The sequence below is a fragment of the Methylophaga sp. UBA3613 genome, from assembly GCF_002375415.1.
Taxonomy (GTDB): domain Bacteria; phylum Pseudomonadota; class Gammaproteobacteria; order Nitrosococcales; family Methylophagaceae; genus Methylophaga.
The window spans coordinates 170906-171767 of sequence record NZ_DFLS01000004.1; the positions used below are offsets into that span (position 1 = coordinate 170906).

1 pseudogene is annotated in these 862 nt (G+C 47.4%); it reads left to right on the forward strand.

Annotated elements, in window-relative coordinates:
- Window positions 1-300 precede the first annotated feature (300 nt).
- Window positions 301-862, forward strand: a pseudogene (locus B3S93_RS02975) (methyl-accepting chemotaxis protein); the annotation flags it as partial.

Sequence of the window (862 nt, forward strand, 5' to 3'; positions counted from 1 at the left end):
GAAAGATCAACAAGCCCTAACTGTTACATATATTTCTGTTATCAGGATTGCGCGGCCGAAAAAAATCTGGCAAAGTCTGCGCGGTCTTGTCATCACGACAAGCACCTCAGGCCTATTCCAAGCCTTATAGCCAATCAGCTTAATTGGGATGTTATCACCGGACAGGGGTAAAGTCGGAATGTGTTGCCATCGTGGGTAATATTCCGGCTGTTCAGTGAATACGATTATTGTAGCTTGAATTTTCAACCTGCAAATTTAATGGTATGCCGGCAACACCGGTCCCTGACAACGGAGATAAAAATGCAGCTTTCCATTCAACAGCGTTTTAGTATTTGGGCCGGACTAAGTCTATTGACTGTGGTGGTGGTAACAGCACTGATCAGTGTTTGGCAATTCGGTTCGATAAAACAGACGCTTTCTGAGCAGGGCCGTGATGTCAGCCAGCAACAGGCACAGCAATATTTACAGATATTAGCTCAGGACACAGCGGCGCAGTTGCGCATTCCTCTGGAAAGAGCATTACATACAGCCCAGGCTAATGCCGCGGTGATGCAGGCTGTTGTCGCCGATTCATCCATTACAGACAAGCGCGGTCTTGCCGTCAGAACGCTGGAACAGACTTTGACACTAAATGATGATTTCCTGGGTGCTTACGTGGCATTTGAACCAAATACTGTGGACGGCAGTGATTTCATTCAGCGTAACAGCTTAGGCAGTGATGCCCGTGGGCGTTTCCTGCCCTATGTGGTGCGTTCCGATAAAAACAGCTTTGTGGTGGAAAATCTGGAAGGGTTGGAAGATGCTACGCCGGATGAAAATGGCGTAAGAGCAGGTGAATACTATCTTTGTTCCAAAGATCGGA